Source organism: Roseovarius sp. A-2, from assembly GCF_002072155.1.
In the GTDB taxonomy this organism is placed as follows: domain Bacteria; phylum Pseudomonadota; class Alphaproteobacteria; order Rhodobacterales; family Rhodobacteraceae; genus Roseovarius.
In genome coordinates this window covers 19,529-41,456 of record NZ_BDIY01000026.1, presented here as the reverse complement: position 1 = coordinate 41,456, position 21,928 = coordinate 19,529, and the positions used below count along the sequence as shown (strand labels likewise).

Annotated in this window: 26 protein-coding genes and 9 pseudogenes; 13 read left to right on the top strand and 22 right to left on the bottom strand. The window is 58.7% G+C overall.

Annotated elements, in window-relative coordinates:
• Positions 1–83 (bottom strand): annotated as a pseudogene (locus BHD06_RS23220) (IS6 family transposase); the annotation flags it as partial.
• A gap of 42 nt (positions 84–125) precedes the next feature.
• Between BHD06_RS23220 and BHD06_RS24500 the strand changes: the two are divergent.
• Entirely contained in the window at positions 126–404 is a 279-nt protein-coding gene (locus tag BHD06_RS24500) for a type II TA system antitoxin MqsA family protein (protein WP_307718138.1), read from the top strand.
• A 122-nt stretch (positions 405–526) separates the two neighbouring features.
• Here BHD06_RS24500 and BHD06_RS19980 read toward each other — a convergent pair whose 3' ends face one another.
• Positions 527–1,129 (bottom strand): GSU2403 family nucleotidyltransferase fold protein, encoded by a 603-nt coding sequence (locus BHD06_RS19980; RefSeq protein WP_254892507.1) that lies wholly within the window; start codon positions 1,127–1,129, stop codon positions 527–529.
• Between BHD06_RS19980 and BHD06_RS24495 the strand changes: the two genes are divergently transcribed.
• The 3 genes from BHD06_RS24495 (at position 1,026) to BHD06_RS19965 (ending at position 3,062) form a co-directional block, all read left to right on the top strand.
• Positions 1,026–1,442 (top strand): hypothetical protein, encoded by a 417-nt coding sequence (locus tag BHD06_RS24495; RefSeq protein ID WP_254892509.1) that lies wholly within the window; start codon positions 1,026–1,028, stop codon positions 1,440–1,442. The genes BHD06_RS19980 and BHD06_RS24495 overlap by 104 nt on opposite strands.
• A 485-nt stretch (positions 1,443–1,927) precedes the next feature.
• A complete protein-coding gene (locus BHD06_RS19970; protein ID WP_080458730.1) occupies positions 1,928–2,575 on the top strand; it encodes a hypothetical protein in 648 nt (215 codons plus the stop codon).
• Between the two features lie 145 nt (positions 2,576–2,720).
• Positions 2,721–3,062: a hypothetical protein gene (locus BHD06_RS19965; protein ID WP_080458729.1), complete on the top strand. Its 342-nt coding sequence runs from the start codon at positions 2,721–2,723 to the stop codon at positions 3,060–3,062.
• 155 nt (positions 3,063–3,217) lie between these two features.
• Here the strand turns inward: BHD06_RS19965 and BHD06_RS19960 are convergent.
• Both BHD06_RS19960 and BHD06_RS19955 read right to left on the bottom strand, forming a co-directional pair.
• Positions 3,218–3,433, bottom strand: a pseudogene (locus BHD06_RS19960) (transposase); the annotation flags it as partial.
• A 358-nt stretch (positions 3,434–3,791) separates the two neighbouring features.
• A complete protein-coding gene (locus BHD06_RS19955; protein ID WP_080458728.1) occupies positions 3,792–4,175 on the bottom strand; it encodes a hypothetical protein in 384 nt (127 codons plus the stop codon).
• Between the two features lie 422 nt (positions 4,176–4,597).
• Between BHD06_RS19955 and BHD06_RS19950 the strand changes: the two genes are divergently transcribed.
• Positions 4,598–5,146 (top strand): IS630 family transposase, encoded by a 549-nt coding sequence (locus BHD06_RS19950; RefSeq protein WP_080458727.1) that lies wholly within the window; start codon positions 4,598–4,600, stop codon positions 5,144–5,146.
• A 177-nt stretch (positions 5,147–5,323) separates the two neighbouring features.
• Here the strand turns inward: BHD06_RS19950 and BHD06_RS19945 are convergent.
• Positions 5,324–5,776, bottom strand: a pseudogene (locus tag BHD06_RS19945) (IS6 family transposase); the annotation flags it as partial.
• Between the two features lie 226 nt (positions 5,777–6,002).
• Here BHD06_RS19945 and BHD06_RS19940 point away from each other — a divergent pair.
• The 5 genes and pseudogenes from BHD06_RS19940 to BHD06_RS19920 form a co-directional block, all read left to right on the top strand.
• Complete coding sequence (locus BHD06_RS19940; protein WP_080458726.1) at positions 6,003–6,596, top strand: regulator; 594 nt, start codon at positions 6,003–6,005, stop codon at positions 6,594–6,596.
• Positions 6,596–7,234: a DUF6927 domain-containing protein gene (locus BHD06_RS19935; RefSeq protein WP_080458725.1), complete on the top strand. Its 639-nt coding sequence runs from the start codon at positions 6,596–6,598 to the stop codon at positions 7,232–7,234. The genes BHD06_RS19940 and BHD06_RS19935 overlap by 1 nt, the downstream gene beginning before the upstream one ends.
• A 104-nt stretch (positions 7,235–7,338) precedes the next feature.
• On the top strand, positions 7,339–7,638 hold the full coding sequence (locus BHD06_RS19930) for a type II toxin-antitoxin system RelB/DinJ family antitoxin (RefSeq protein WP_044353023.1): 300 nt from the start codon (positions 7,339–7,341) through the stop codon (positions 7,636–7,638).
• Positions 7,625–7,900, top strand: coding sequence for a type II toxin-antitoxin system mRNA interferase toxin, RelE/StbE family (locus BHD06_RS19925; RefSeq protein ID WP_080458724.1), 276 nt, complete (start codon positions 7,625–7,627; stop codon positions 7,898–7,900). Before BHD06_RS19930 ends, BHD06_RS19925 begins: the two co-directional genes overlap by 14 nt.
• Before the next feature lie 106 nt (positions 7,901–8,006).
• A pseudogene (locus tag BHD06_RS19920) lies at positions 8,007–9,041 on the top strand (methyltransferase); the annotation flags it as partial.
• 308 nt (positions 9,042–9,349) lie between these two features.
• Here the strand turns inward: BHD06_RS19920 and BHD06_RS19915 are convergent.
• Positions 9,350–9,550, bottom strand: coding sequence for a hypothetical protein (locus BHD06_RS19915; protein WP_080458723.1), 201 nt, complete (start codon positions 9,548–9,550; stop codon positions 9,350–9,352).
• A gap of 40 nt (positions 9,551–9,590) precedes the next feature.
• Positions 9,591–9,815, bottom strand: a complete 225-nt coding sequence (locus tag BHD06_RS19910) for a hypothetical protein (RefSeq protein WP_080458722.1) — start codon at positions 9,813–9,815, stop codon at positions 9,591–9,593.
• A 264-nt stretch (positions 9,816–10,079) separates the two neighbouring features.
• Here BHD06_RS19910 and BHD06_RS19905 point away from each other — a divergent pair, with 264 nt between their 5' ends.
• Positions 10,080–10,286: a hypothetical protein gene (locus tag BHD06_RS19905; protein ID WP_254892499.1), complete on the top strand. Its 207-nt coding sequence runs from the start codon at positions 10,080–10,082 to the stop codon at positions 10,284–10,286.
• 165 nt (positions 10,287–10,451) lie between these two features.
• On the opposite strand, the gene BHD06_RS19900 is transcribed toward BHD06_RS19905, so the two are convergent.
• The 10 genes and pseudogenes from BHD06_RS19900 to BHD06_RS19855 form a co-directional block, all read right to left on the bottom strand.
• The gene (locus BHD06_RS19900; RefSeq protein ID WP_080458721.1) at positions 10,452–11,018 is read right to left on the bottom strand and encodes an outer membrane protein; all 567 of its coding nucleotides are present in this window, start codon (positions 11,016–11,018) and stop codon (positions 10,452–10,454) included.
• Positions 11,019–11,590: 572 nt separating this feature from the next.
• Positions 11,591–11,815: pseudogene (locus BHD06_RS19895) on the bottom strand (transposase domain-containing protein); the annotation flags it as partial.
• Between the two features lie 287 nt (positions 11,816–12,102).
• Positions 12,103–12,969, bottom strand: a pseudogene (locus BHD06_RS19890) (IS110 family transposase); the annotation flags it as partial.
• 254 nt (positions 12,970–13,223) lie between these two features.
• A complete protein-coding gene (locus tag BHD06_RS19885; RefSeq protein ID WP_080458719.1) occupies positions 13,224–14,249 on the bottom strand; it encodes an IS110 family transposase in 1,026 nt (341 codons plus the stop codon).
• A 115-nt stretch (positions 14,250–14,364) separates the two neighbouring features.
• Positions 14,365–14,844, bottom strand: a complete 480-nt coding sequence (locus BHD06_RS19880) for a hypothetical protein (RefSeq protein WP_254892498.1) — start codon at positions 14,842–14,844, stop codon at positions 14,365–14,367.
• Positions 14,841–15,398: a recombinase family protein gene (locus tag BHD06_RS19875; protein WP_080458718.1), complete on the bottom strand. Its 558-nt coding sequence runs from the start codon at positions 15,396–15,398 to the stop codon at positions 14,841–14,843. The genes BHD06_RS19880 and BHD06_RS19875 overlap by 4 nt, the downstream gene beginning before the upstream one ends.
• A gap of 124 nt (positions 15,399–15,522) precedes the next feature.
• Positions 15,523–16,422 (bottom strand): tetratricopeptide repeat protein, encoded by a 900-nt coding sequence (locus BHD06_RS19870; RefSeq protein WP_080458717.1) that lies wholly within the window; start codon positions 16,420–16,422, stop codon positions 15,523–15,525.
• Between the two features lie 11 nt (positions 16,423–16,433).
• Positions 16,434–16,634 carry a transposase gene (locus tag BHD06_RS19865; RefSeq protein WP_254892505.1) on the bottom strand — a complete coding sequence of 67 codons (201 nt, stop codon included), beginning with the start codon at positions 16,632–16,634 and terminating at the stop codon, positions 16,434–16,436.
• A gap of 96 nt (positions 16,635–16,730) precedes the next feature.
• Entirely contained in the window at positions 16,731–16,946 is a 216-nt protein-coding gene (gene brnA / locus BHD06_RS19860; RefSeq protein WP_080458715.1) for a type II toxin-antitoxin system BrnA family antitoxin, read from the bottom strand.
• On the bottom strand, positions 16,933–17,196 hold the full coding sequence (locus BHD06_RS19855) for a BrnT family toxin (protein ID WP_080458714.1): 264 nt from the start codon (positions 17,194–17,196) through the stop codon (positions 16,933–16,935). Before BHD06_RS19855 ends, brnA begins: the two co-directional genes overlap by 14 nt.
• A gap of 240 nt (positions 17,197–17,436) precedes the next feature.
• On the opposite strand from BHD06_RS19855, the pseudogene BHD06_RS19850 reads away from it, so the two are divergent.
• A pseudogene (locus tag BHD06_RS19850) lies at positions 17,437–17,646 on the top strand (hypothetical protein); the annotation flags it as partial.
• A gap of 49 nt (positions 17,647–17,695) precedes the next feature.
• Complete coding sequence (locus tag BHD06_RS19845) at positions 17,696–18,256, top strand: IS110 family transposase (RefSeq protein ID WP_080458710.1); 561 nt, start codon at positions 17,696–17,698, stop codon at positions 18,254–18,256.
• A gap of 348 nt (positions 18,257–18,604) precedes the next feature.
• On the opposite strand, the pseudogene BHD06_RS23210 reads toward BHD06_RS19845, so the two are convergent.
• The 5 genes and pseudogenes from BHD06_RS23210 to BHD06_RS19820 all read right to left on the bottom strand — a co-directional run.
• Positions 18,605–18,733, bottom strand: a pseudogene (locus BHD06_RS23210) (IS5/IS1182 family transposase); the annotation flags it as partial.
• Positions 18,734–18,771: 38 nt separating this feature from the next.
• Positions 18,772–19,371 carry a hypothetical protein gene (locus tag BHD06_RS19835; protein ID WP_080458709.1) on the bottom strand — a complete coding sequence of 200 codons (600 nt, stop codon included), beginning with the start codon at positions 19,369–19,371 and terminating at the stop codon, positions 18,772–18,774.
• Positions 19,372–19,716: 345 nt separating this feature from the next.
• Positions 19,717–20,112, bottom strand: a pseudogene (gene tnpA, locus BHD06_RS19830) (IS200/IS605 family transposase); the annotation flags it as partial.
• Between the two features lie 51 nt (positions 20,113–20,163).
• Positions 20,164–20,910 (bottom strand): SDR family NAD(P)-dependent oxidoreductase, encoded by a 747-nt coding sequence (locus BHD06_RS19825; protein ID WP_080458708.1) that lies wholly within the window; start codon positions 20,908–20,910, stop codon positions 20,164–20,166.
• A gap of 18 nt (positions 20,911–20,928) precedes the next feature.
• Positions 20,929–21,891, bottom strand: a complete 963-nt coding sequence (locus BHD06_RS19820) for an acetamidase/formamidase family protein (RefSeq protein WP_254892497.1) — start codon at positions 21,889–21,891, stop codon at positions 20,929–20,931.
• Between the last annotated feature and the right edge of the window lie 37 nt (positions 21,892–21,928).

Here is a 21,928-nt window from a genome sequence, read left to right as displayed (position 1 = left end):
TGATACGCCCATACCGCGTATGCGATAATCTCGCGCGGAAAACGGAAGCCTTTCAGGCGTGGCATATCGGATGGTATTTTCATCCCCGCCGCCTAATCGAAAACGAGACCTCGAACAACTTGGCAATGCCATCCAAGGATATGCAGGTGTCAGATCGCGCGATCAACACCATGAAAGCTCGAGAAGCTGGCGTAATGACGCCGGTCGAAGTCCGGGCAGTGCGTAAGAAACTGAGGCTTTCGCAGCGAGACGCGGGCCGCTTCATTGGCGGTGGGCCGAATGCGTTTCAGAAATATGAATCTGGAGATGTCGTATTGAGCAAGGCCGCTGACACGGCGCTACGTCTTCTTTCAAATAACCCGAAGCGGCTCAATGAACTTTTGTGCGAACAGCATATGGTTTAACCACGCTCTCCAACACTCTGCGGTCGAAATATGTTGAAGGAAGCGGCACCTGTCCTGGGGCCGTGTAGTTTTGGCCTGATTGGCGAAAGTTTGGGAGTTGTTCTCAAACCGTGTTGGCGCGATCAAAGTGCGCACTCCTCAATCGTTTTACGCGTAGCGGACATCCGGTTTAAGGAGCGCCCAATGCGCTCCCTCCACTTTGGGCCACGTCCCATCGCATCTTGATAGGCCTCCCAGACATCGGCTGGCCGGTCCTCGGCCATGCTCTCTATCAGCCATGCAGCCTGCTCGCGGTCCTTGAACGCCTTGTCTGAATCAATACCGTCGCGCCTGCGGTCGGCCACGATCAATTTGTGGATCGCATAGCGCTCTGGACGCGGTATCTGCACCAGAACGCCCTCGCGGTAGAGTGCGGCCGCATATATCGGTTCAGCGATCAGATAGTTCAAGTGGTGCAGAGCCCTTGCTTTCACGCCAAGGGCAGGCAGAGCCTTAATCCCCTCGTCCTCCTCGAAAGACGGCGTGAGAAACTCAACCAGCGTGCCGGACTTCGCTTGCCTCCAGCGCCAAACGCTGTTGGGGTCAAGTCCGTCAATGGGATCGAATTTCAGGGCGGTGAAGGTGTCGACCAACGAGGGCTGCACCTTATCCTCCAAAGCCAGCGAAAGACGCTCGAATTGGGCGATGTCGATGTCGCCGGTATTTTCCGCACCATCTCCCGGCAAGGTCAGACCAAGCGGCTTCGATCGCAATGCCCTGCGCGCTTTCCGGATCGCTCACGTGGGCGGCGGCTACATCGCGAACATCGAATTCGACATGGCCCCGGGTGAGGCCAACACGATCGGCACGCCGGAAGCACGCCCGCTCCCCACGTACAGGGATGCTTTCCTCGCGGGCGCGACAATCCTGTGCGAGATCGTGACCGGATCGCCGGACTTGCCGTTCTTCCTGCTCGGTGACGAGCTCGTGGTCGTCACCGTCACGCCCCGGGGCGCGCCGTTCATGTTGCGGCGCCCGGTCCCGACACAATGTGCATAGACTGAAAGCCGCGATGCTCCCGGGGCCGGGATCGACCCCCGGGGGCATCGCAATCGAGCCCGGACAAGGGATTGCCAACGGAGCGGGAAGCCGACGCGCGTCATCGGGATCCGCTGGATCAGCGTGCATGTTCGCAACAGCGGCCTCACTGGCGCCGAGGATCTGGAAATCATCGGCCATCTCGATAACGCGGCCTTGGTGCGCATACACACCGTCCGGGCTCGGTTCCGGGTGGACTTCGAATTCGGTGCGCAATTTGGCGAAAAGCGACGAGCAGGCGCGCGATCGCCGAGCCTTCAGGGAGCTGCACAGAGTTTTCCTGGTCAGGGACTGTCACACGACAGGACGTGCTGATCGCTGCGTGGACGTCGACGCCTCCCTCTCCGGGCCCTGCGAAAAAAATTCCCGATTGCCCGAAAAATCGCTTCCGGCTGAGATCAACGATCCGACCTTCCCCTTACAACCCCGACAAAGAGGACCACGCAATGACCATCTCGCTGCAAGCCAGCTCCGCCACCGCCTGCCTGTCCGCTCTTCCGCTGACAGGCCCCCTGCCGCAGGCATCCCACCTCGTCACCTCCGAACGCGCCAGCATCGGAGACTTCATCGGCGTGTTCGGGGGTATCAGCTACCGCCCCGACCTTGGGTTCGCACCGGACATGCACATCGAGGTCGCCTACAGGAAGGGCGTTTCCGAACCGGAAAGCTTCTTCATCGACGAGATGTCGGACGCGGATGCCGCGGTGTTCCGGGAGATCACCGCCGTCCCGTTTGGCGGCCTGGATCATCACCGGATTGTCCGGCAGGCGAAGATGGTCGAGGACCAGCAACCCTATCAGATCCACCTGGTCCAGTTCGCCGATGCCATGCTCTACGTGCATCCGGACTGGTTACAAGGCATCTGGGGCCTCCATCTCGGTCACGCGACGTCCCGCCCCCTGATGATGATGCTGAAAGGGGCACAGTCACGCGAGGAGGCCGCGCACTGCCTCGAGAAGACCAGGCGTTACATGAAACTCTTCCGTTCCGCCCTTCCGCCGCAGGTCCGCTCAGCCCCGAACCGGCGCCTCGAACTGCCGCGCCCCGAAGACTTCTATGTCAGCGGCGGTCCTGACTATGCCTTCGTGCGGTAGTCTGCCGTCCCGGCCGGGCGGGTGCGTCTGAAGCTCGCCCGGCGCCACTCCGACCACTGCAACAGCGGTGCGGTCCCGGAACGGATCACGCCGCGCACATGTCTGAGAATCTTTTGCTCGCAACCAACCGAAGAAGGAATATCCCGTGACAAATCGTCGAAATACAATCGAACACCTGCCGTATATCAACTATGGAGAAGAGGAGCTACGCCAGAACAAGTACCTCGCACATAAGGTTGTCTACAAAATCGAACAGGAAGAGCTTTCCCGACGCCTCTATGCCATGTTCGCAGACTACCTGGCCGCCGTGGACATCATCAGCCTCCTCGAGCGCCTGGAAAAAAGAGACGGTACGCCGATCGATAGCTGGCGCTGCGTCGATGATATCGTTGTAAATCATGAACCGGCTGAGCCGTGCCCCCGCGGACTGATGATCGTTCAGGAGGCTATTTCCGGGAGGCCCTACCGGCACCTTCTCGACGAATGAACCAGTGAATATGACGCAGATCCATACTACCGGCTCTTGAGGCCACGTTGGCGCTAAACGGGGGCTGAAATAGGCATGGACGACGTGTCACGGTTCGATGCCGCTCCTTTGATCCGGCATTCCCCAAGTGGACTGTCGCTCGCCAACAAGATCGCCTGATGTCGCTGCGGATCACGCGTATCCGCGATGCAGGCCGCAAGGCGATCGGCCAGACCGGCCTTCCGCTCGATCTCGCGCAGCAGGCTCAGTCCCGCATCGGAACTCATGTCCGCACCGTCAAAACCGAGCAGGATCGGCTTGCCATTCACAGGTGACAAACGGGGGTGAGGGCGTGTAGATTTGTCCCATGGTGAGCGGTGGCTCCTCGAAATCCAGGATTTTGGCTTCGACACTCAAAATCTACACGATTTCATAACTTTACGCCACTCTCACCGCCTCTTCATGAATTTTTCGGGTTAGCTGGTACATGGGCACCCTACTGGTTTCGAAGCGGCCAACTTGGCAGCCGAAGAATATGTGGGACCATTCGCAACTCTCCGGAAATCCCGCTGGGGGATGGCATTGAGGCGATGTGGTCCAGCCTCCCGGGCGATTGCCGCATCGCCGAAAAGAGACAGTGCAAAAAACGGGCCTGCCTCATCACGTAAGAACGGCACCGCTCTGGTCAGGGGAGGCATCGGGGCGACAAGCGTCCGCGCGAGAGCGCCTTCGCTTGTTCTGCGCCGAGGATCATGCGTCCCAGCCGCAAATCAGGCAGCCGTCAGTGCGAACATCCGCGAGCAATCGATAGAGCAAGACGCGGTAATGGGGCAGGGCAGCTTCCCAGTCCTCCGGCTCAGCGCAGTGAAAATCCCAAGGAATTGCTTCCTCGAGCATTGCGAATTCCTGGGTGTGACAGGCGGGCATCGCGGGCACCGGTTGGTCGTTCTCAACCATCTCCGCTTCGATTTTCTTGATGACGGCAGATACCATCGGGCGCGTAACGTAGAAATCGTTTGGGGTTTCGAGTTGCACCAGCGGTTCTTCGGTGAACATATCGAGGAAATCCCAGTGATTGTGAAACCAGAGGGCCACGGACTCGTCTTGGCGATTGAATCCGAAATCAAGGCTCATGGGGTTATCTCCTTCATGCTTATGTGGGGCCGTTGGGGTGGCTGTATTGAAAATGGGTCCCGCTCAAACCGCCCGGAAATGAAATCTGGCTGGAATGGTCGCGGTATTATGTCTTTGCTCGCGAATTGAGCTATCGGATCGGTTCTGATGCCGCGGTTACATGAAGTGACGTCAGCTGCATGCAAGATCCCACCGCGCGGCACGCGTTACAGACCAGACGCAGATCAGTGGGCCGTGCTCAGCCACCGCGTTGCGCAGAACCTGGAACGTGTTGACGTCTGATCTGTGTCAATATGCGGAATTAGAATATTGATATATGATACGAATACCCTAATATCAGCGCGCGAAACGTCTGACTCTGCGGCCCTTTCCAACCTGCCTGATCCGTGATTCCGTGCGGGAAAGCGGATCAAGAGGCAGGTATGGGACGAACGTTGGAGATCAAGGACGAACTGAGCGCGGCAGAGCTGCGAGCACTGGCGGCGCGTGAGAAGGCGAACCGGGTGGCGCGGCGTATGCTGGCGGTCGCGAACGCGCTGGAGGGCATGAGCCGGGCCGCTGCGGCGCGCGCCGCGGGAATGGATCGGCAGGCGCTTCGCGACGCGGTGGTGCGTTACAACGCCGAGGGGCTCGCGGGGCTCTACGACCGCCCGACGCCTGGCCGGCCGCAGGCGCTGACGGAAGCCGAGTTGGCGCGGTTGTCGGAGCGCATCTTGCGCGGTCCCGATCCCGAGACCGATGGGGTGAGCAGCTGGACGCTGCCCGACCTCTGCCGCTGGATCGAAGAGCACTTTGACAAGCGCTTGCCGCCGCAGAGCCTGTCGCGGATCCTGCGGCGCGAGGGGTTCTCGCGACAGAAGACCCGCCCCACCCATCCAAAGACCGACGAGAAAGCGCAGCGCCGCTTCGAAAAAGGGGGCTCCAAACGGCACTGGAGAGCGCCGCCGAGGCCCATCCCGGCAAGCGGATAACCCTCTGGTTTCAGGATGAGATGCGCGTGGGCCAGAAGGGCCGGCTCTGTCATCGCTGGTGGACGCGCGGCAAACGCCCGCCGGGGGTTCAGGATCAGCGCCACGAATGGACGTATCTCTTCGGCACCGCCCGCCCCGGCGGCGAGAGCGCTTTCGCGCTGGTGCTGCCCACCGTCAAAGCCCCCGGACGGCGACGCCATAGCTGCGCAGCTTGTCGGTCACGATGACCCGCGGCACGCCCCACCGCCGCACCAGTTTTCGAAGATATCGCTTGGCAGCATGGGCATTCCTGCGACTTTGGACCAGGATCTCCAGCACGTCACCGTTCACGTCGACCGCCCGCCAAAGCCAGTGCTTCTGGCCTCGGATTGTGATCACGACCTCGTCGAGGTACCATTTGTCGGTCGGGGCCGGACGGTCGCGACGGATACTCGCGGCGATCTGCGTTCCGACCCGTTGGCACCAAACGCGGATGCTTTCGTAGGAGACGATCACACCTCGCTCGGCCAGCAGGTCCTCGACATCGCGCAGGCTCAGCGCAAAGCGGTGATACGCCCAGACGGCGTAAGAGATGACGGAACGGGGGAAGCGAAAGCCCTTCAGGCGAGGCTGTGAAACTTGGCTGATCATGACAGGGGACTATGCGTGCAGCCGGGGCGCGTCAATAACCTGACAAAGCCGCCCGCCGATGATGCAGTCCGCCGGTCTCGCCTTTGATGAGGCGGCGCCCACTGCGGAAATCCCGGAGGCTGACAGCGAGGTCGCGCAAGCGGCCTGAGCCATCACGCGATCCGCACATGGACCACGCCGCCTGCGCGGGTCGACCCTCCCACACCCCCAACGGAAAGACATCCCCATGGCTATTCTCAAGTTCTCTGCGTCCGCTGTTGCAGCGCAAATCGCTCATGCGCGCGGCTGCAAAACCTTCCTGCCCAACTGGAACGGGCCCGTGGACAGGCCCGCCCTGATCCTGATCGTCGGCAATGGTGTGCATCTGCGCTCAAACGGCATCGATGGCACCACCACCCGTATCGTCACCACCGAACAGGCCGATCCCTCCTTCGCCTTCGCCGACGGCATGAACCCGTTTCGGGATACCGACTGGATGGCGCAGCGCCGCATGGCGTTTCGCGATTTGACCGGCCAATTCTACACCGACATCCTCGACGATGTGCAGGTGCTCATCGACCGGGGGCGGGGCACGATCCGGCTTGCCACCGACGGCCACAGCATCCGCGTCTTCGTGCGCCGGGCCTCGGACTATCTCATCGGCGGAACCTACGAGGTGCCTTCAGGTCTTGGCGGCACCTTCCGGGTCATCCTCAAGGATGCCTGCGACACCTTCGCGATCGTGCAGAGCTGCGGCAATTGTGAGGATTTCGATGCCATGCAGCCCTACCGCGTGCCGCTCGATGCATTGATGGAGATCGATGACCGGAGGGCGGCATAATGGGATGGCTTTTCTACACCGACGGCCGCGTCCAGACCTACGCGGATGAGAAAGCGGAAATCGCCCGGCTCTGCACCTTCGAAGCCGACAGGCGCAGGACGGAACTGGTCAAAGCCTGCAAGGTGGGTACGACTTGGTACGCGGCGGCAAAGGTCACCAATCTCGACGGCACCCCTGTCGAAGATGCGGATGGCTCGATCACTTTCGGGGCTGTCTTCCTCACCCGATACGATGACGGATACTGGGGCTACAGGGATATGGAGGAAAGCGCTGGCCCGAACGAGTCTCGTGCTCCCCTTGGGCTGATCGGGCTTCTCTCCAACCTGAAGGAAGAAGGCAGCTACGCCCATGCCTGGCGCCAGCGCTGCCGGGACTGGGCGTCGATTCCGGACTACGAGGAAGGCGACAAGATCAGGCTCGCAGCACCTGTGACACTCACCGATGGCAGCACCTGCCAGATCGTCACCGCGACCCACTACAGGCGCGGGCGGCAAAAGCGCCGCTGCTACCGCATCGAGGAAACCGGCGGGCTCGTGCGCCTGTCGAAAGCGACGCTCGCGGGCTCGGAGCTGCTCAGCTCTGCGAAGGGTGCGGCCAGTCCGGTGCTGGCGGAGTTTCTGGCGGGGCAGGGTGGCTGAGTTTCCCGCTGAGACAACACCACGGGACCACGCGCGCACATACTGCCGACTTGAAATCGTATCTCAAATGAGATACATGATTCCCATCAATTGGAGGACCATCCATGCCTGCCCAAACATCCATGCTTCATGTCCGTGTTGACGATCAGCTGAAAGCACAGGCTTCGGACGCACTTGCGGGCGTCGGTCTGACGCTCTCCGATGCGGTGCGTATTCTTCTGACCCGCGTGGCCGCAGAAGGCGGCTTGCCTGCCGGATTGACCGCTGATCCGGATGCCTATGACGCCTGGTTCCGGGCGAAGGTACAGGAAGCGCTGGACGATCCAAGGCCCACAACGCCCCATGCCAAGGCGATGCAAGACGCCCAGGCATTGATTGACGGGAAGCGCCTTGCCAAATCTTGAATGGAAAGCCACGGCCATAGCCGATCTGTTGGCAATCATTGACTACATCTCTGACGACAACCCGGATGCCGCTCAAGTTCTCAAAGACGAGATTGAACACAAGACGTCCCTCCTTCCAGAACGCCCTCAGATGTACCGCGCGGGCCGTGTGGACGGGACCCGGGAGATGGTTGTTCGGCCAAACTACATCTTGGTTTATGTTGAAGGCCCTGAGATGGTGACCATTTTGCGCGTTCTTCATGCAGCGCAGCAGTGGCCATGATCGGAGTGCAGGCCCCCCGCTAAGAAATTGCCCGCTCTACGCCGTCAAAGTGTAGAGCGGGCTTTTTGTCCTTTGGAACTCAGACCCTGATCCAAAGGAATTCCCCATGTCCAAGCCTCGCTCAACGCTCCCCAATCCTGTTGAATCCAACGCTAACCTCGCCAATGCCATCGCGCAGATCGGCGCGGAGATCGATCATCTACCTCTGCGCAGCTCAGCGCTCGCGCGCATCATGCGCGAGACGTTTCATGGCAGCGATGCTGGCGGTGCCTGGGACTGGCGCATGGCATATGACCTGATGCAGGCCGCGGCTGTCCAGGTGCTGCTGCGTGGGGACGGCGCGGCAAGTGACATCGCCACCGCAAAACTGCTTGCCTCACGGCTCCTCACGGAAACCCGCCGGTCAGAGCAGCAGATCCGGCTGCATCGGAATTTTCCACGCCGCTGCCATTTGCGGCGCTGGTCTTGCGGGCGGCGGCGATCCGCAAGGGCGAGACCGTGCTGGAGCCCTCGGCTGGCACCGGTGCCCTGGCTGCTTTCGCTGCCCGGGCCGGTGCCACGCTTGTGCTCAATGAAATCGACCCCTTTCGCCAGCGCCTCCTGCGCGCAGTTTTCGGCGGCGAGGTCACAGGCCATGACGGCGAGCATATCGATGATCTGCTGCAGACGCCGGTTCTACCCGACGTCGTGGTGATGAATCCGCCCTTCGCCTCCTCGGTCGATCGCTCCCGAGACAAGCACATCGCCGCCAAACATCTCATCGCGGCTGCAAAGCGTCTCGCGCCCGGTGGGCGGCTGGTGGCGATCATGCCGCCGGGGTTCACGCCCGAACGCGATGCCGCGCATTGGTCCCGCGCCTGCGGCCTCCTGACGCCGCGCTTGGCGCTGACGATGCAGGGGCAGGTTTACCGCAAGCTCGGCACCTCTGTCGAAACCCAGCTGATGGTCTTCGACAAGGTGCAGGAAGACGGCGAGATGATCCGCGCCAGTGTCCGGGACTTGGATGAAGCCCTTCCTTTTGTCGACGCCGTGGCCGCAACCCGGCCCGAGATGCGCCCAGTCCAACGGGCGGCAGCGGTTACTCCTGCGCGACCGATCGGTCCAGCATCTGTCCCGCGCAAGACCGCTGCCGGTGTTGTCGGGAGTGGGCAAAACCTGGGGATCAGGCGGCCAGTGTTTGATATGAGAGCGCCAATCGACCGTCGAGAACTGCAGCTCTCCTCGCAAAGAAACCATCATAGCATGATCGGTAACCCCCAGGTTTTGCCCACTCCCCCTGCCAAGTGATGGGGATGTGTAGGAATTGCATTTATCCGGCGTTCGGTTTGTTTTGAGTGGCGCGCCAACTCTGCCAGCCGCGGTGTCGCGAGGCCTGATTGCGACCAGCTCGATTTCGCCTAGCGTCTTTCTGCTCCGGAATGTCCGGTCCTGTCTCGGGTCGATGGCGGGCTATTGTTTGAGGTAGAGAGCCCCCATCACCGAACCCACCATGCCTCTGTCGGTCAAATCTGAAACGGCCGCGTCGAAAGGTGTCATCAGAATGCCCAAACTCTGACGCATCGCATGCGGCTCGATGGCGTCTTCTGGAGAAAAGGCTGCCTGGCGCTCAAGCTCTCCGACAATCGCGGACTGAAAGTCTTTCGTTGGCATCGATACCTCCCAAATCTTCTCATGTTGATCGACTGTGATGTCAGCCGCGTTCCCGGATCTTCGCGGCGATCAGCCGCGCCAGTCTGGCTTTGATCGAGCCGACACCCTCTGCCTTGCCGAAATCCTCGAACGCACGGGCCACGACGTCTCTGCCAGCCTCGGAGGGCACCAACTCCCGGATCGCATCCGTGATCATCTCGGCGGCCGTATTGCGGGTTTCGATCAGGTCGCGTTCGAGCTGGATTATTCGTTCTTCGGGCGACATCTATTCGTACCAAATACTGGTTCCAAAATCACGATACAAGTTATTGCTGCCGCGTTCATAACGCGAACCGATTCTGACTCCGAGCCCACGCTCGCGTTATCACGACTCGCAAAATCGGATCATTGATCTTGGTCAACGATGGCTTCATCATGGCCCCAAGGGTAGTTCCTAAGATCAAGGTTCAGGGTCGATGAGAAAGCGGTTGGCCATCATATTGTACCTGTACCAGCTTTGACGGGCTTTGTCAGGTTGTCATGTAGCGACATGACCAAGCCGGCCAAACGCAAGAAATGGCGCAAGCTGCACCTCGGTCTAGACCTCGCCGCCGGAGAGATCATCTGCTCGGATTTGACCTTGGACAACGTCGGCGATCCGTCAGCCCTGCCGGGACTTCTCAACCAGATTGACGGCCCGTTTCAAGATTTTTGGCGGATGGTGCTTATGACGACGAACCGATCAGCAATCTGCTGAAGGCGCGCTTTAGCAAACTACTGGCCGCTTCATATAGTGTTGAGCGCAGCGCAGCATAGCATCACCCCGTTTCAATACGATTGAGCCGCGCCATAACGGTGTGAGAGACGTAAACGGGCGGCCCAAGGACCGCCCGTTGATGTTTGCTCTGAAGAGGTAAGTCGATCAGAAGCGGAAGCTGGCGCGGACCTGAGCGGTTGTGCCGTCAAGATCTGCCCCGGAATTGTTGAAGCTGCCGTAGTCGTGGTAAAGAACCTCACCACCAACGGAGATGTTCTGGGTCAACATGTGCTCGTAGCCACCACCGACAACATAGCCATCGTCAGTGCCGGCATTGTCCGTGTTGGCGAAGGTGTAACCGCCGGTGCCATAAAGCAGGCCATTGCCAATTTTATAGCCGCCACGCAGTTTCGCGCGGAACACTTCGTCGAGACCGTCGATATCGGCGAAATCATAATCAAGACCGCCACCGACAACGAAGTTGTTGCCAAGGTCATAGTCATACCCAAGGATCACACCGCCGATGATACCATCGTCGCTCGGGCCGAAGTCGAAATCGCCATACCCAACTTCACCACCGAAATAGAACCCGGTCCAGTTCGGGCTTGCGGGGGCGACGACCGCGACGGGCGCGATATAGGGCTCGGGCTCGGGTTCGCTCAAAGCGCCTGCAAAGGCAGGGGCGGCCAGAAAGGCGGTCATGGCGGCCAGTGCTGTTGTTGTCTTAAGCATGGAATGCTCCTTTTTAGCTTTGTTTGATTGCCTCGGGCAGGGTTATCCGGGGAGAGATATGCCTAGGGCATGACTATACCGTAAAGATGAATATCGTTTGAGGGAAGCCTTTGACAAGAACGGCGGTAAAAGACCCTGTTCACTACAATTTGAATGATAAGGAAATGCCCAAAAACAGGCAGTTTCAAGCCTTTTACGCAGATGAACGTGGCTATTTTGCAACTTTCAGATGCACCTGATGTACCGACATTGATGGTGTGGATACCCCCGCTCAACGGCATCGTTTTGTGCCAGAATGGTGAAGTATCACCAAGCAAAGAGGAGGGTATCCATGGAGGATGTTACACTTATAGGGGTCGACTTGGCCAAGAGAGTTTTTCATTTGCACGGCGCTGCTGGGGATGGATCGGTTGTGTTCCGTAAGCAACTGTCCCGATTGCAGTTTGCCAAATTTATAGAAGATCACCCGCGCTGCGTTGTTGCCATGGAGGCCTGTGGCAGCGCCCATCATTGGGGTCGGCTGATTGCGGGCTTTGGTCACGAGGTCGTAACCGCCTCTTTGATACCGCAGCTTACGCGGCTTGACTGCGTGTCACGGATGCCAGTGGCACCCAATTCCACGGCAGCAACTCATTTAGCTTGTTGATCTTGTGATCATGGATGCGGTCGAGCACGTCGGCGAGATAGGCCAGCGGATCGAGGCCGTTGAGCTTGGCGGTCTCGATGATGGTCATGGCGCGGGACAGGGTTTCCGCTCCAGTATCGGCTCCCGCGAAGAGCCAGTTTTTCCGTCCTATCCGGCCTAGCTGGCCCGAAGCTGTGTGTGGACACCTCCGGGAATGCAAGTGAATTTTCACGGTGATTTTGAGTGAATGCGGTCGAGTTCCTACGTGTGTCCGGCCTCTGTATTGCAGCATCTCTTGCCACGGGCCCTTATGGTTAGTTCGAAGATCTGGTCCAAATCGTATTTCCGCGGTCGGTTCCGCATACAGCTTCTCTGGTTCTCCAGATCCCGTCATTCTCGACTGTTCGCCCATAATCCTCCGCTAAGACCTACCGCATTCCAGGCAACAACTGGATGGCTTTAAGCCGCCAGCTGAACTCGATACACATCTTCATTCTTCATCAATGCCCAGGCCATCCGGGCAAGCTTGTTTGCAAGTGCGACCGCAACCAGCAACTTGGGTTTTCGCTTCAGCATACGGTCAAGCCAAGAACCCTCGGGGGCACCACCTTTCCGTTCAACCGATTGAATGACAGACATGGCCCCCAAGATGAGTAATCTTCGAATATCTCTTTGGCCCATCTTCGACGTTCGCCCCAACCGCGTCTTACCGCCAGTCGAATGCTGTTTTGGGGTCAATCCAGCCCAGGCCGCAAAGTCACGGCCCTTTCGAAAGCTCTCGCGCGGTGGCGCAAGGGTTGTGATTGCCATCGCACACATCGGCCCGATGCCGGGGATAGTCATCAGTCGGCGGGCGGTTTCATCATTGCGTGCAGCAGTCTCAATTCTGGACGTCAGATCGTCGATCTGCCAATCAAGAATGCGCAAATGGTCGAAAAGCCGGATGCACATGTTGCGCATAGTCTGGGGCAAGTCGTCTTTGTCGCGCTCCAGAACGAAGGCTTCGAGCTTATTCACATTCGAGGCCCCCTGGGCGGCTACGATCCCATATTCCGCGAGATGGCCGCGTAACGCATTGATCATCTGGGTACGTTGCATCAGAAACAACTCCCGCGTTTTCAGCAGCATGGATTGACCTTGCTGTTCAGCCGATTTCACAGCAACAAAATGCATCTCCGGTCGCGTTGCGGCTTCGACAATCGCCTGGGCATCGGCCGCATCATTCTTCTGCCGCTTCACGAAGGGTTTAACATATTGCGGTGGGATCAAGCGAACCTCATGCCCTAGCCGCTCAATCTCTCGGCCCCAATAATGCGTGTGTGGACACCTCCGGGAATGCAAGTGAATTTTCACGGTGATTTTGAGTGAATGCGGTCGAGTTCCTACGTGTGTCCGGCCTCTGTATTGCAGCATCTCTTGCCACGGGCCCTTATGGTTAGTTCGAAGATCTGGTCCAAATCGTATTTCCGCGGTCGGTTCCGCATACAGCTTCTCTGGTTCTCCAGATCCCGTCATTCTCGACTGTTCGCCCATAATCCTCCGCTAAGACCTACCGCATTCCAGGCAACAACTGGATGGCTTTAAGCCGCCAGCTGAACTCGATACACATCTTCATTCTTCATCAATGCCCAGGCCATCCGGGCAAGCTTGTTTGCAAGTGCGACCGCAACCAGCAACTTGGGTTTTCGCTTCAGCATACGGTCAAGCCAAGAACCCTCGGGGGCACCACCTTTCCGTTCAACCGATTGAATGACAGACATGGCCCCCAAGATGAGTAATCTTCGAATATCTCTCTGGCCCATCTTCGACGTTCGCCCCAACCGCGTCTTACCGCCAGTCGAATGCTGTTTTGGGGTCAATCCAGCCCAGGCCGCAAAGTCACGGCCCTTTCGAAAGCTCTCGCGCGGTGGCGCAAGGGTTGTGATTGCCATCGCACACATCGGCCCGATGCCGGGGATAGTCATCAGTCGGCGGGCGGTTTCATCATTGCGTGCAGCAGTCTCAATTCTGGACGTCAGATCGTCGATCTGCCAATCAAGAATGCGCAAATGGTCGAAAAGCCGGATGCACATGTTGCGCATAGTCTGGGGCAAGTCGTCTTTGTCGCGCTCCAGAACGAAGGCTTCGAGCTTATTCACATTCGAGGCCCCCTGGGCGGCTACGATCCCATATTCCGCGAGATGGCCGCGTAACGCATTGATCATCTGGGTACGTTGCATCAGAAACAACTCCCGCGTTTTCAGCAGCATGGATTGACCTTGCTGTTCAGCCGATTTCACAGCAACAAAATGCATCTCCGGTCGCGTTGCGGCTTCGACAATCGCCTGGGCATCGGCCGCATCATTCTTCTGCCGCTTCACGAAGGGTTTAACATATTGCGGTGGGATCAAGCGAACCTCATGCCCTAGCCGCTCAATCTCTCGGCCCCAATAATGCGAACTGGCACAGGCTTCCATCGCGACCAGGCAGTGCGGTAGAGCCTTCAGAAAATCCAGCACCGCGGATCGCCGGAGCTTGCGCCGGAATACCGTGGTCCCGTCGGCTCCAGCTCCGTGAAACTGAAACACATTCTTCGCAATATCGATCCCGATTATAGTAGCTTCCATCTTTGACGTCTCCTCTGTAGCTCGTTTCGACATCGCTACCTTGGCACAAAGCGATGCCGTGAGGAGGTGTCCACCCCATCGTATTTGGGCTTCTTCGGGAACAATTCATGAACTTTCAGGCTCCTGAATACTGTAGATACATCACGACGTTTTCGGCCGGCATCTTGAACCCGCGCCCATCGGAGACACGCTCAGTGCTAATCGGGTACTTTGGTCTGTTGGGGTTGATCGCCACGATCCGGTAGAGGTCTCCCCGCGACTTGAAGGTCCGTCCATAGTCAGATGGCTCAAGGCCAAAATGTGGAGCGAGGACTTCGAAGAGGGCTTTGTCCGGCGAATAGATCGCGCCGTCTGGCATCGGAATGCCGACACGGAAGCTGATGTCGAAGCCGTGACGCAGATCGATGTCGTTCAACTCCCCGCCTTCAACCGTCAACCCGTGTGTCTCCGCTACCTTGAGACACGCTTGCATCATGTCGTGGCGCAATTTCTCACAGAGCGGGGGCGTAAGGTTGCGCGGCGGCGGTACTTTTGTGTTTGTTTTGGCGGGCGGTTTGGCGGTTGGCGACCGCTGCTTTATCTTGTTCTTTTTCACATCAAGGCCTTTGCTTTATAAACAGTGCCCCGCGATATTCCCATGTCGCGTGCGATTTCCGTTGGCGACAAGCCCTCTGACAGCTTCGCCTGAATGGTGGCCACATCGATTTTTGGGAGGCGACCCCTATACACGCCACGTTGTTTTGCGGCGCTAATGCCTTCGGCCTGCCGCTCCCGGCGCAGATTGGTCTCAAACTCGGCAAAGACACCGAGCATGTCGAAGAAAGCCTTGCCCGTGGCGTTTGATGTGTCCACCGGCTGCTCGGTTGCAGCCAGATGTGCGCCCTTGTCCTTCAGCGCCGCAACGATGACCTGAAGGTCGCTGAGAGATCGGGCCAGCCGGTCTATCCGTGTCACGACCAGAGTCTCACCCGGATGGATGAAGTCGAGGATGGTCTTCAATTCAGGGCGGCCGCTCAACGTGGCGCCGCTCTTTTGCTCAGTGCGCACCATCCCACATCCAGCCGCCTTAAGCGCCGTGATCTGGGCAGCAGGGTTCTGATCTGTGGTTGAGGTGCGGGCGTAGCCGATTTTTGCGCTGGATGTGTTCATTTTGGGTGTGCCTTCGTCATAACGTGTTCATTATCGATAAATAGGCCCAAAGTGAACACAAAAACGGTACGTCTCAGTGTTCATGCGCCATGTCGTTTTGGGTATACCCAGAATGTCGGCATTGTCAGTGCAGCGTCGTGTCTCCGCTCCGGCGCCGGTTCAGGTCTTTCGTCACCTCCACCAACCAATCGACGGCTCCGGGCGTCTCCTTCCAGGCGAACCCGTACTCCTCAATATAGCAGGCGGCCTCATCTTCGCCGCCCAAAGTGTAGTATCCTGTGTCCTCGAAACGGACACGGCCTTTCCGGGCGAGAAGTTTTGGCACGTGGCGATTGCACTCCCAGGCCTCCATGGCGGCCTTGCGCGCGGCTTTTCCGTCACCTGCTTTCCGAAAGGCAAACAAGGCCTGAGTGTAGCAGATGAAAGCGCTGGCTTCGTCGCTGTGCGCACGAAGAAGCTCTTCGACGGCGGTGTCATCCCGCATGTTCAGCAGCCAGGCGAGAAGAACGTATCTCAGCCCCTGATTGTCACCCGGATTGAGGTCAAGCATTTCGCGCAGATGGGCAATGGCGGCTTCGTGATCACCGGATCTCCAGAGATCCTCGGCCAGGCAATGCCGCGCGCGCATATAAGGACGGGTTTCCAGAAATCCCCAGAAATGCCCCTCATATTCGGCGAAGCCGTCCTCTCCGAGCGCCAGTTCGCCGACCTTGACCGCACGTTCAAGAAATTCCCGGCGATCCTGCCGCGATAGCGACGGACGCTCGGCCAGGATGAGCCAGGCATCCGCGCAGAGCGGCGAGATCTTCAGCGCCCGGCGGGCAAGCGCATAGCGACTGCGGCCATCGGCGGCTTCCCAAGCCTCATAAACCAGGTCCTGCGCCTCACCGAGTGCTTCGTCCTCAGGCCCCGCACCGAGTTTGCTCCACTCTCCCTCAAGCGTCATCGGATTGGGTAAAGCCGCCAGCTCGGTCCTGACAGATGATGGGGAAGATTTCCTGCGGGGCTTTTTCGAGACGGGCATTCAGAGGCTTCCTATGCGGCTTGTCTATCGAAATCGATCCGCGAGGTCAGATCGATGTCGTAGCGGCCATAAGGGTTGATATGAGAGTAGATCAGCGGGGTCGGGCCGCGGTAATCCTCCGGCGACAATCGTGCCGCCAAATCCTGATCACGTAGAACAGATTGAACCATCCGGGTGTTCACGTAGACCATCAAGGCCTGAACGAGTTGCAGCGCCAGTGGGGGGCAGACTACACCGCAGAAATGGCCGCCTGATCACACAGAGAACCGGTTTGCACCGCCATCATCAGCAATTTGGCAATATCGTTTTCACTGCAGCCGCTCAGCAATCCACATCTTGATCAGCGCTTGGCGGGTGATGCCGAGCTTCTGGGCCTGCCGGTCCAGGCCTGCGACAACCCAGGTCGGAAAATCCACGTTCACCCGCTTGGCCTCAACATTGAGGCGGCGGGCCTTTGTCCAATCGACATGGGCGGACATGTCCTCGCCCGCATCGAAGCGTTTGTCGAATTCAGTCGCCTTCATAATAGTCAATCTCCTGCCTGCGGGCGCGGCGCACGGAGATGATCCGCACCCGGTCGCTCCGGTATGTATAGACCGCCGTCCAGTGCTTGGCCCCGATCACGCCAACGGCCAGAAAGCGCGGCTCATCCATGACGTTGGCGGGGGCCTCGATCAGATAAGGATCATCCCAGAGAGCCTGGGCCTCATCGAAGTCGATCTCGTGCTTTTCACGGTTCGCGGCGCTTTTGTCGGGGTCAAACTCGAACTTCATGAGACACAATATAGGGTAAAAGTAGCATAATTTCTATACCTTTTAGAGACGTTGCCACGTTAACGTCCGCGCGGTTGTTCGCGTGGCGATTTGGTCATAGCTATCTGCGATGCAGACACCGACCATCAGCTACAAGCGCCATTGCTTTCCATACCAAATCATCGCCCTTCTCAGTACGATGCCGAGTCCAACTGATAAGACACTCATCACTATGCCCGAAAAAATCACCAAGCCGTAGCCCGCGTGATCGGTATGCCGGTGATCGAGAAGCGCGCCTCGGATCTGATCTCGAAATGGATTGGCGAAAGCGAACAGAACATCGCCCGAGCTTTTGCCGAGGCGCGCGCTGACGGTGCTATGCCAATCTTTGAAAATCTCCCGAACAACTTGAAATCCAGGCAGTTCACCGCATCCGGCAGCGACTGGTCTCTGACCGGACACGGCTGGTGAACCAGATCCGTGGCCTTCTGGCCGAACATGGCGTCGCGTTGCCCGTGACATACATCATCTGCGCCGCGCGCTCTGCCAGATTGCAGAGGGAGATTGTGCCGACGACGGCTTGCCGGACTTGATCCGCGAGCTTGCGGGGGAAATCCGAGAGGAACTGGCTGAGCTTGATCTGCGTATTGCATCCTCCAACCGCAGGATTCGCGCCCTGTTCCGGAGCAATGAGGCGTGCCAGCGTATCGGTCAGATCGAAGGGATCGGGCCAATTACAGCAACCGCGCTGGTCGCGGCGGTTGGTGATCGAACCTGCTTCAGGAACGGACGTCAGTTTGCCGCTTGGCTGGGTCTGGTCCCGAAACAGCGATCAAGTGGCGGGAAATCTCGCCTGTTCGGCATCAGTAAACGGGGTAATCTGTATTTGCGCACCTTGATGATCCATGGCGCGCGCGCCGTTCTCGGCAAGGCACACGGCAAGACCGACCCCAGAAGTCAGTGGATCGGTCGCATGCGCGAGCGGCGGCATCCGAATGTCGTTGCCGTTGCCCTCGCGAACAAGAACGCCCGGATCGTCTGGTCGATTCTGTCATGTGGTGAGAACTATCGACCGGCGTAAGCCATGACCGCAGGCTAAACCAGCTGCGTAACAACAGCACGGAGGTCACCCACGGAACATTGCAGCAATCTGGCTGGCGATGGTGAAAGGGTTACTCCCATCGCTTTCAGAACCTGATGTGTGGACCGGCACGGCAGAGGCTGATGCCACGGGGGCATTGAGGAGGAAGCGCGCGGAAATCCATCGGGGCTCGCGGCGACGAAGGTTCGAGCCGCTCAAGGAAGCCGAATATACGTCCGCAATGTGACTGCCGATCCAGAGCTAACCAAACCGTTGCAATCAGGCGGGGTCCATATACATCCAAACATGCGCGCCGATTCACAAATGACGGAGATTCGCCGATACTGGCGTATCCTCCGCCTTCGACTGGAAACCTTTCATCGACGCCCAAGCCTTGATCAATATCCCAACAACCGAGAAATGCTCATCCGACAACAGCGGTGCCACCTAGCGGTGAGCCAGGATCACCGCCATCACCCCCGCCCTCTGGTAGCGGACCAGTGAAGGAGGTGGGGTCAGAGCATCCGGCAAAGGCGGAAGGCATCCAGAACCGCTGACTGGATATTGCGGCTGGCCACAGCGTCGCCAATGCGATGGAGTTCGAACCGGGCCTCTTGGCGTCGTCCCGATGATATCTGGGCGCTACCGGCCAAAAGCGCATCAATGTCCGTCACACCGTCGTTGATTGATGCAGCGCGCAATCCCTGAAAGACCTCGTCCTCCGGGATTGTGCCGTGTTCGACAACAAGTTGATCGCAGAACAGCTCAATTTCTTTCTGTGTCAATTCGTTGACAAAAATCCCCACGACGCGATTGTCGCGCCTTTCCGCCCGCACGAGCCGATGATCAAACCGTGTGGGAACCTCCTTTTCGTAGAGCTTGGATTTCCAGCTAACACGCTCGACATAGGTCAGCTCGGCCGCCAAAAAGCCGTCTCGGCCAACGAGCTTCACCGATTTGCCAGCCATCGCGCAATACTCTGCGCAATGCGGCGCCGGATGGCGCCCCGAGCCGTCATAGATCACGATGTCGTTGCCCGGCTGGACGCTACCCGAGAGGATGCCCCAGACGCTGGTGCATAGATCAGCGCCGTCAATCCAGTCAATATCGGGCACGCATATTGCGGTGCGATCAGCTTCACCTCGTGCCCAAGCGCTTCCATCTCACGCGCCCAATAGTGTGCGCTGCCGCAGGCTTCAAAGATGATCAGGCAGGGGGCCTGCCGGGCCATGAATGCGGGGAACTGCTTTCGCGTGAGCTTTTTGCGAAACTGTACCTCTCCTGTCCGCAGGGCACCGTGGACCTGAAAAACATTCTTTGCCAGATCCACCCCAATCATCATATCCTTCATCTCGCCGTCCTCCTCGTTGTGTGGCTTTTAACACCACAACCTTGGCACAAATTGATGCCGTCATGGGAGGGCGGCAACCACTCCATCTGGCGCCGGTAGGATCAGCGATGTGATTTTCCAGGTACTGAAGTACGATGTCTTCCGTGATGGCGCCGTTGGTGGTTGAAAAATACCCCCTGCCCCAAAACCGGCAGCCCCAGTAGCGTTTACGGATATGCGGGAATTCCCGCTGCGCCCGGTGAGACGAACGGCCCTTCATCTTGCGCACCAGATCGGAAATCGCGAGCTTCGGCGGCACCGACACGAACATGTGCACGTGATCGCTCGACAGCACCCCGCGCAAGATGTCGACCTCGTTCTCGCGGCAGACCTGACGGCAGATGTCGCGCACCCGCAGGCGCAGCGCCCCGGTCAGCACCTTGTAACGGTACTTGGTCGACCAGACGATGTGGTAGCGGTGATAGTAAATGCAGTGTTTGCCAGTGTCATAACACGATTCTCTCACGCTGAAGCGGGTCCGACTGGAAGTCGGAGGGTTTGCTCCAGGGCGTGGATACTAAAGCTGCACCCCCTTGGTAAGCGCCCCGTCAATTACAAGATTGGTGCCGCTCGTGAAGCTTGAGGCTGGGCTCGCGAGGAACACCACGCCACGAGCAATTTCCTCGGGTGTGGCCATGCGCCCCGTTGGATTCAGCCCAAGCGCTGTGGCGAATAACTCCGGGTTGCCAGTTTCGATCTTGTTCCAGATCCCGCCTTCGAAAAAGGTGTTGCCTGGCGACACCGTGTTCGCCCTGATACCCTGCGGCGCCAGCTTGTAGGCCAGACCCTGAGCATAATGCACCAGCGCCGCTTTGAACGCGCCATAGGCCGGTCCGGTGAAGTCGATCTCGCGCCCCGAGACCGACGAGACGAGCGTGATCGACGCGTCTTTCGACGTCTCCAGCCACGGCAGTGCGGCATTCACCATTCGGACGCAATGCATCATGTCGGTATCGAAGCCCGTCTGCCACGCGGCCTCGTCATCATTGACCGCCAGCGCCGAGACGTTGCCAATCACAATGTCGATGCCGCCCAAAGTGCTGGCGCTGGCCTTCACCCATGCCTCAAGCGAAGCCTTGTCAGATACGTCAACCGCTGCACCTAGCAAGCCAAGCTCGTCCGCAACCGCCTTTACGTCCACTTCAGTGCGTGCGCATATCGCCACTTCCGCCCCTTCGGCAACAAGGATCTCAGCGCAGCGCCGCCCGATCCCCTTGCTGCCGCCCGTCACCAACGCCTTCAGGCCCTTTAGTCCCAGATCCATACCAGATAATCCTTGTCGTTATTTCACGTACCGTTTCGCGATGGACGCACCGACTGAGTATTTCGGATCGACCATATTCCCCAGTCGCACCTTGCCGCACATCGTCAGCAACATATACGCGTCGGTCTCGCTCTGGCCCGTTTCCGCCGCCAGCCAGCGCACCAGTTCACGATAGGCGATGCGCGAGGCGTCCTCCAGCGGCCGTGCAGAGCCAATGAACATCATCATCTCCTCTGTTTCCAGCTGTGGCCAAGAGTTGCCGTGCCCCTTGATCAGGTCGATCTGCAATTCTACCGTCGAGGGGATCTCCAGTGCCACGCCACAAAGCTCGCCATCGCCCTGGATCGCGTGGCAGTCGCCTAGGTAAAGCAAGCCGCCGGCCTTGTTCACTGGCAAATAGATGATCGCACCGGGACCGACATCCGGTAAATCCATATTTCCGCCATAGTAATCTGGCTGGAGAGACGAGATTGCCTCAATCTCGGGCGAAGTGCCGATAGTCCCGATGAATGGCTCATAGGGTAGCGTGACCTTGTCGGACCAGTAGACGCCATCAGTGTCGACGTTGATCTTCTTCACCCGCTCGGCCAGAGGCGCATTAAGCATTGCGGTGTTGCTGGTGCCGACCAGCCCACCGAATTCCGGAATCAGGCATGTGGTGCCCACCGGCTGTTCCCCGCGTGGCGTGATCGACAAGATCCGCACCGCCAGCGCATCGCCTTTTTCCGCTCCCTTAACATGGATAGGCCCGGTCTGCGGGTTGAGATAAGGAAAATTCAGGATCTCCGACGGTGTGTCGGTTTCCTTCGTGATCTTGCCCTCGAATGCATCATGGGTTTCCACCGTAACCACTGCGCCGGGTTCGACCTGTAGCACAGGATCGGCATAGGGGCCGTAGACATAGTGAAAGATGCCTTGGTCGGCGATGGTGATCTTGTGGGTATCGCCAGCCTTGCCTTTTGCAACGCCCTTGCGGCCCATGATCGAAGTTTCCAGCCAGCTCATGTTCTTGCTCCTT